This is a genomic window from Streptomyces kanasensis, from assembly GCF_043077165.1.
GTDB lineage: Bacteria > Actinomycetota > Actinomycetes > Streptomycetales > Streptomycetaceae > Streptomyces > Streptomyces changanensis.
The window spans coordinates 75,310-81,514 of sequence record NZ_JBIBSF010000016.1; the positions used below are offsets into that span (position 1 = coordinate 75,310).

The window sequence follows — 6,205 nt, forward strand, 5'->3', positions numbered from 1 at the left end:
ACCGACGCGACGCCACGGGGGCGCGGCCGCCCGGCGGCGCGGAGGGGGTCACTCCGCGGCGGCGCGCAGGGCCCGCTCCCCCGCCTCCCGCATGGCGCGCAGCGGGGCCGGGGCGCGTCCGGTCATCTGCTCGACCTGGAGGACCGCCTGGTGGACGAGGAGGTCGAGGCCCCCCACCACCCGGCCGCCCCGCGCGGACCAGGCGGCCGCGAGCGGCGTGGGCCACGGGTCGTACAGCACGTCGAAGAGGGTGCCCGGCCGCTCCGGCACGTGCGGGGCGAGGGCGTCGGTGGTGCCGGCCGGGGTGGTGGCGACGACGAGGGGGGCGGTGAGGGCGCGGGCCGCATCCGACCAGTCGGCCGTGCGCACGTCCACGCCGAGCCGCTGGCCCCAGCCGCGCATCTCCTCGGCGCGGGCCGCGCTGCGCACATAGGCGGTGACGGGTCCGGAGCAGACGCGCGCCAGGGCGGCGAGGGCGGAGGAGGCGGTGGCCCCCGCGCCGAGCACGGCGGCCTCCTCGACCTTCTCCACACCCCGCTCCTTCAGGGCGGCGATCATGCCGGGGATGTCGGTGTTGTCGCCGACGCGGCGGCCGTCGCCGGTGACGACGACGGTGTTGACGGCCTCCACCGAGCGGGCGGTGTCGCTGACCGCGTCGAGCAGCGGGATGACCGCGCGCTTGAGCGGCATGGTGAGGGACAGGCCGGCCCAGGAGGCGTCGAGCCCCTGGAAGAAGTCGGGCAGTGCCGCCTCGTCGACCTCGAACCGGCCGTACGTCCAGCCGGTCAGGCCGAGCTCGGCGTAGGCCGCCCGGTGCAGGACCGGGGAGAGCGAGTGGGCGATGGGCGAGCCCAGGACCGCCGCCCTGCGCCCCCCGCCGACCGTCTCCCGCTCGGCCCGGTCCCCGTCGGGGAGGTCCCCGTCGTTTCGCCCCCCGTCGGCCCGGTCCCCGTCAGCCCCCCTGGTTGTCATTGAACTTGTCCTTCAGCTTGAGGAAGTCGTCGTGCGTCTTCGCGAACTCCGTCTTGTTCATGCCGTCGGTCGCGACGAAGTACATCCAGCCGTCCGAGGTCGGTTCGAGCGCCGCCGCCAGCGCCTCCGCGCCGGGGTTGCCGATCGGACCGGGCGTGAGGCCCCGGTGGTAGTACGTGTTGTACGGGTCCGGGTTGCTGTTGATCTCGGACTCGCTGATCTCGATCTTGCTCTGGCCCCTCAGGTAGTTGAAGGCCGAGTCGAACTGCAGCTTCTGGTTGGTCTCGGTGTTGTCGGGCTTGAGCCGGTTGTAGACGACCTCGCTCATCTTGCGGAAGTCGTCCTCCGTCTTGCCCTCCGCCTGGACGAGACTCGCCACCGTGACGAGCTCCCACGGGCTCTTGAGCCCGAGGCCCTTCGCCTTCGCGGCCAGGTCGACCTTGCCGTACTCGCTGTTGGCGCGGGTGACCATCCGCTTGAGGACGTCCTCGGGCTTGTTGCCCTTGGCGACCGGGTAGTCCGCGGGGAAGAGGAAGCCCTCCAGGGGGTCCTTGACGTTCGGGTGGCCGGTCGCCCACGCGGGCAGGCCGAGGCTGCCGGCCTTCTCCAGGGCGATCTTCTTCGTCGTGCCGGGCGCGAGCTCCAGGCGCTTGTCGATCTGCTCGTACACCCAGACGTTGCGCCGGCCCTCGGGGATGATCAGGACGTTGCGGCTCTTGGGGCTGAGCATGGCCTCCACGGCGGACGCGGCGGACATGCCCTTCTGCAGGGTGTAGAAGCCCGGCTGGATCGAGAGGCCCTTGGGGTTCTTCTCCTGCGCGGTGACGAACGCGTCGACGCTCTTGACGACGCCCGCCTTCAGCAGGATGCCGCCGATCTCCGCGCCCACGGCGTCCTTGGGCACCTCGATGGTGACCGCCTCGCCGGTGCCGGTGCCCGTGAAGTCGGGCGAGGGGCCGAAGCGGTCCTGCCAGAACTGGTAGCCGAAGTAGCCCACGCCGCCGAGGCCGCCCGCGAGGACGAGCGCGACGAACAGGCAGGCCACGCCGTTGCGGCTCTTGCGCTTCTTGGTCCGGCCGCGGCTCTCGCGCGCGGCGCGGCGGCTCTCGGCCGGCTCGTCGTCGTAGCCGTCGTCGTCGTAGCCGTCGGGCCCGTCGCCGCCGGCGCCGTCGGCGTGACCCTCGTCCCGGCGGTCGTCGTCGCCGGGGCCGTCGAAGAAGCCGCGGCGCTCCTCCCGGGGGGCGCCGTCCCGCCACTCTCCGGTCCCGTCGTCCGCCCCCTGGTCGGGGTGCGCGTCGTGGGTCTGCGGCTCGGCGCGGCGCTGGCCCGGGGGCTGCGGCGGCGGGTACGCCTCGGGGGTGCTGTACGGGTCGGCGCCCTGCCCGCCGTAGGGGTCGGTGGGGGGCGGGGGGCCGTAGGGCATGGCGGCCTGCTGTCCGGTGCCGGTGTCCCAGCCGCCGCCGTACTGCTGTCCGCCGTGCGTCCCGGGGTCGTACTGCTGCTGCGCGTGGGCGCCGGTGTCGTACGGCTGGGCGTGGCCGGATCCGTACTGCTGGTCGTGGGTGCCGGCGCCGTACTGGTCGCCGGCCGCGGCGCCGGTGTCGTACGGGCGGCCCGCCTCGTCGTGGCCCTGCCCGCCGTATCCCTGCTGGTACGGGTCCTGGTGGCCGCCGTACTGCGGCTGCTGCTGGTAGTGGGCGCCTCCGGCCTGCTGACCACCCCAGCCCTGGTCCCCGTACAGGGGGTCCTCGGGGTGCCAGGGCTGTGAGCCGGGGTTCCGGCCGTACTCAGTCATCGATCCCCAAACAGCCGTGAGGCTTCCGGGACGTCCGCCTCTACGTCGTGCGGCGACTGTTCGAACGCCACCGCATCGCGCGGAACGTTACCGTATCGCGATCAGATGACCACTTCGACGCCCTCGCCGGGCGGATTACCCGATACCCGTTCGGACTCAAGAGCGTTCTGCAGGATGATCACAGCGGCGGCCTGGTCGATGACCGAGCGGCCCTTCTTCGACCGCACGCCCGAGGCGCGCAGACCCTGGGTCGCTGAGACCGTGGTCATGCGCTCGTCGACCAGCCGGACGGAGACGGGGGCGACGCCCCTGGCCAGCTCCTGGGCGAAGGCGCGGACCTTGGCGGCCGCCGGGCCCTCGCCCCCGTTGAGGGAGCGGGGCAGCCCGACGACGACCTCGATCGGCTCGTACTCCTCGACCAGCTGCCGGAGCCGCCGGTGGGCGGCCGGGACGTCGCGCCCCGGCACGGTCTCCACCGGCGTGGCGAGGACCCCGTCGGGGTCGCACGAGGCGACCCCGATCCGGGCGTCCCCGACGTCGACCGCCAGGCGGCGTCCGCGTCGCATCGCGTTCATCAGGCCGTCTCGGCGACCAGGCGCTCGACGGCCTCCACGGCGGCGCCGACGGCCTGCGGGTCCTGGCCTCCGCCCTGGGCGACGTCCGGCTTGCCGCCACCGCCGCCGCCGAGGGTCTTGGCCGCGGTGCGGACCAGGTCGCCGGCCTTGAGGCCGCGCTCGCGGGCGGCCTCGTTCGTGGCGATCACGGTCAGCGGGCGGCCGCCCGCGGTGGCGAACAGGGCGACGACGGCCGGGCGGTCGCCCGGGATGCGGCCGCGGACGTCGAGGACCAGCCTGCGCAGGTCGTCGGCGCCGGTGCCGTCCGGGACCTGCCCGGTGACCAGGGCCACGCCGCGGACGTCCTTGGCGGACTCGGCGAGGCCGGCGGCGGCCTGGAGCACCTTCTCGGCGCGGAACTTCTCGATCTCCTTCTCGGCGTCCTTGAGCTTGCCGAGCATGGCGGAGATCTTCTCGGGGAGCTCCTCCGGACGACCCTTGACCAGCTCCTGGAGCTGGGCGACGACCGTGTGCTCCCGGGCGAGGAAGTTGTAGGCGTCGACACCGACGAGGGCCTCGATGCGGCGCACGCCGGAGCCGATGGAGGACTCGCCGAGCAGCTTCACCAGGCCGAGCTGGGCGGTGTTGTGCACGTGCGTGCCGCCGCACAGCTCCTTGGAGAAGTCGCCGATGGTGACCACGCGGACCTTCTCGCCGTACTTCTCGCCGAACTCGGCGATGGCGCCCTGGCGCTTCGCCTCGTCGATCGGCAGGACCTCCGCGTGCACGTCGAGCTCGCGGGAGAGCACCTCGTTGATCTTCTGCTCGACGTCCGTCATGACCGCCTGGGGCACGGCGGACGGCGAGCCGAAGTCGAAGCGGAAGCGGCCGGGCTGGTTCTCCGAACCGGCCTGGGCGGCCGTCGGGCCGAGCGCGTCGCGCAGCGCCTGGTGGGTGAGGTGCGTGGCGCTGTGGGCGCGGGCGATGGCGCGACGGCGCCGGACGTCGATGGCGGCGTAGGCGGTGGCGCCCACGGTGACCTCGCCGACCTGGACCGAGCCCTTGTGCACGGACACGCCCGGGACGGGCTGCTGGACGTCGCGGATCTCGATGACGGCGCCGCCGTGCAGCCGGATGCGGCCGGTGTCGGCGATCTGGCCGCCGCCCTCGGCGTAGAACGGCGTGCGGTCGAGGACGACCTCGACGTCGTCGCCCTCCGACGCGGCCGGCGACGGGACGCCGTTGACGAGGAGGCCGACGACCGTGGTCTCGCCCTCGGTGTTGGTGTAGCCGGTGAACTCCGTGGCGCCGGACGCGTCGGCGATCTCGCGGTAGGCGGTGACGTCGGCGTGGCCGGTCTTCTTGGCCTTGGCGTCGGCCTTGGCGCGCTCGCGCTGCTCCCGCATCAGACGGCGGAAGCCGTCCTCGTCCACGGAGAGGCCCTGCTCGGCGGCCATCTCCAGGGTGAGGTCGATGGGGAAGCCCCAGGTGTCGTGGAGGAGGAACGCCTTGTCGCCGGGGAGGACCCGGCCGCCGACGGCCTTGGTCTCGCTGACGGCCGTGTCGAGGATGTTGGTGCCGGCCTTCAGCGTCTTGAGGAAGGCGGCCTCCTCGGCGAGGGCGACGGTCTCGATCCGCTTGCGGTCGGTCTCCAGCTCCGGGTACTGCTCGCTCATCGTCCGGATGACCGTGTCGACGAGACGGCCGACGACCGGGCCGGTGGCGCCCAGCAGCCGCATGTTGCGGATGGCGCGGCGCATGATGCGGCGCAAGACGTAGCCGCGGCCCTCGTTGCCCGGGGTGACGCCGTCGCCGACGAGCATCACGGAGGTGCGCATGTGGTCGGCGACCACACGCAGGGACACGTCGCTGTCCTGGGCCTCGCCGTAGCGGACGCCGGTCAGCTCGGTGGCCTTGTCGATGACGACCTTGAGGGTGTCCGTCTCGTACATGTTGCGGACGCCCTGGAGGATCATCGCCAGGCGCTCCAGGCCGAGGCCCGTGTCGATGTTCTTGCTCGGCAGGTCGCCGAGGATCTCGAAGTCCTCCTTCGAGGTGCCCTCGCCGCGCTCGTACTGCATGAAGACGAGGTTCCAGATCTCCACGTACCGCTCGTCGTTGACGGCCGGGCCGCCCTCGACGCCGAACTCGGGGCCGCGGTCGTAGTTGATCTCGGAGCAGGGGCCGCAGGGGCCGGGGACGCCCATGGACCAGAAGTTGTCCTTCTTGCCCAGGCGCTGGATGCGCTCGGCGGGGACGCCCACGACGTCGCGCCAGATCTGCTCGGCCTCGTCGTCGTCCTGGTAGACGGTGATCCAGAGCTTCTCGGGCTCCAGGCCGTAGCCGCCGCGCGCGACCGGGGAGGTGAGCAGCTCCCAGGCGAGCTTGATGGCGCCTTCCTTGAAGTAGTCGCCGAAGGAGAAGTTGCCGCACATCTGGAAGAACGTGCCGTGACGGGTGGTCTTGCCGACCTCTTCGATGTCCGGCGTGCGCACGCACTTCTGGACGCTGGTGGCGCGCGCGTACGGCGGCTTGACCTCGCCGAGGAAGTACGGCTTGAAGGGGACCATGCCGGCGGGGACGAGGAGCAGAGTCGGGTCGTCCGCGATGAGCGACGCCGAAGGGACGACGGTGTGCCCGCGCTCCTCGAAGAAGCTCAGCCAGCGGCGGCGGATTTCAGCCGACTCCATCAGTGGTCCTCATTCCGGTTGTACGGGTGGGTGGGGTGCGGGTGCTCGCGGCGGCCGGGGGCGTGGGCGCCCCGGCCGCGGGGCGGGGGGGGGGGGCCGGGGGGGGGCGGGGGGGCCGGGGGGGGGGGGGCCCCCGGCACTTACAGCTCCCGCTCGCGCGGGAGCATTACCGCGCGGCCGGGGGGGGGGGACAA

General features: G+C 72.9%; 4 protein-coding genes. All 4 read right to left on the minus strand.

Going from position 1 to position 6,205, the window contains the following annotated elements:
- Positions 1–48: 48 nt before the first annotated feature.
- Positions 49–972 carry a shikimate dehydrogenase gene (locus ACF053_RS28935; protein WP_391956698.1) on the minus strand — a complete coding sequence of 308 codons (924 nt, stop codon included), beginning with the start codon at positions 970–972 and terminating at the stop codon, positions 49–51.
- Positions 953–2,767, minus strand: a complete 1,815-nt coding sequence (mltG, locus tag ACF053_RS28940; RefSeq protein ID WP_391956699.1) for an endolytic transglycosylase MltG — start codon at positions 2,765–2,767, stop codon at positions 953–955. Before mltG ends, ACF053_RS28935 begins: the two co-directional genes overlap by 20 nt.
- Positions 2,768–2,868: 101 nt before the next feature.
- Entirely contained in the window at positions 2,869–3,342 is a 474-nt protein-coding gene (gene ruvX / locus ACF053_RS28945) for a Holliday junction resolvase RuvX (protein ID WP_391956700.1), read from the minus strand.
- Positions 3,342–6,011 (minus strand): alanine--tRNA ligase, encoded by a 2,670-nt coding sequence (alaS, locus tag ACF053_RS28950; protein WP_391956701.1) that lies wholly within the window; start codon positions 6,009–6,011, stop codon positions 3,342–3,344. The genes ruvX and alaS overlap by 1 nt, the downstream gene beginning before the upstream one ends.
- Between the last annotated feature and the right edge of the window lie 194 nt (positions 6,012–6,205).

Coding starts and splice junctions, on each gene's coding strand:
- alaS (WP_391956701.1), bottom strand. CDS start 6,011: ATGGAGTCGGCTGAAATCCGCCGCCGCTGGCTGAGCTTCTTCGAGGAG.
- ruvX (WP_391956700.1), bottom strand. CDS start 3,342: ATGAACGCGATGCGACGCGGACGCCGCCTGGCGGTCGACGTCGGGGAC.
- mltG (WP_391956699.1), bottom strand. CDS start 2,767: ATGACTGAGTACGGCCGGAACCCCGGCTCACAGCCCTGGCACCCCGAG.
- ACF053_RS28935 (WP_391956698.1), bottom strand. CDS start 972: ATGACAACCAGGGGGGCTGACGGGGACCGGGCCGACGGGGGGCGAAAC.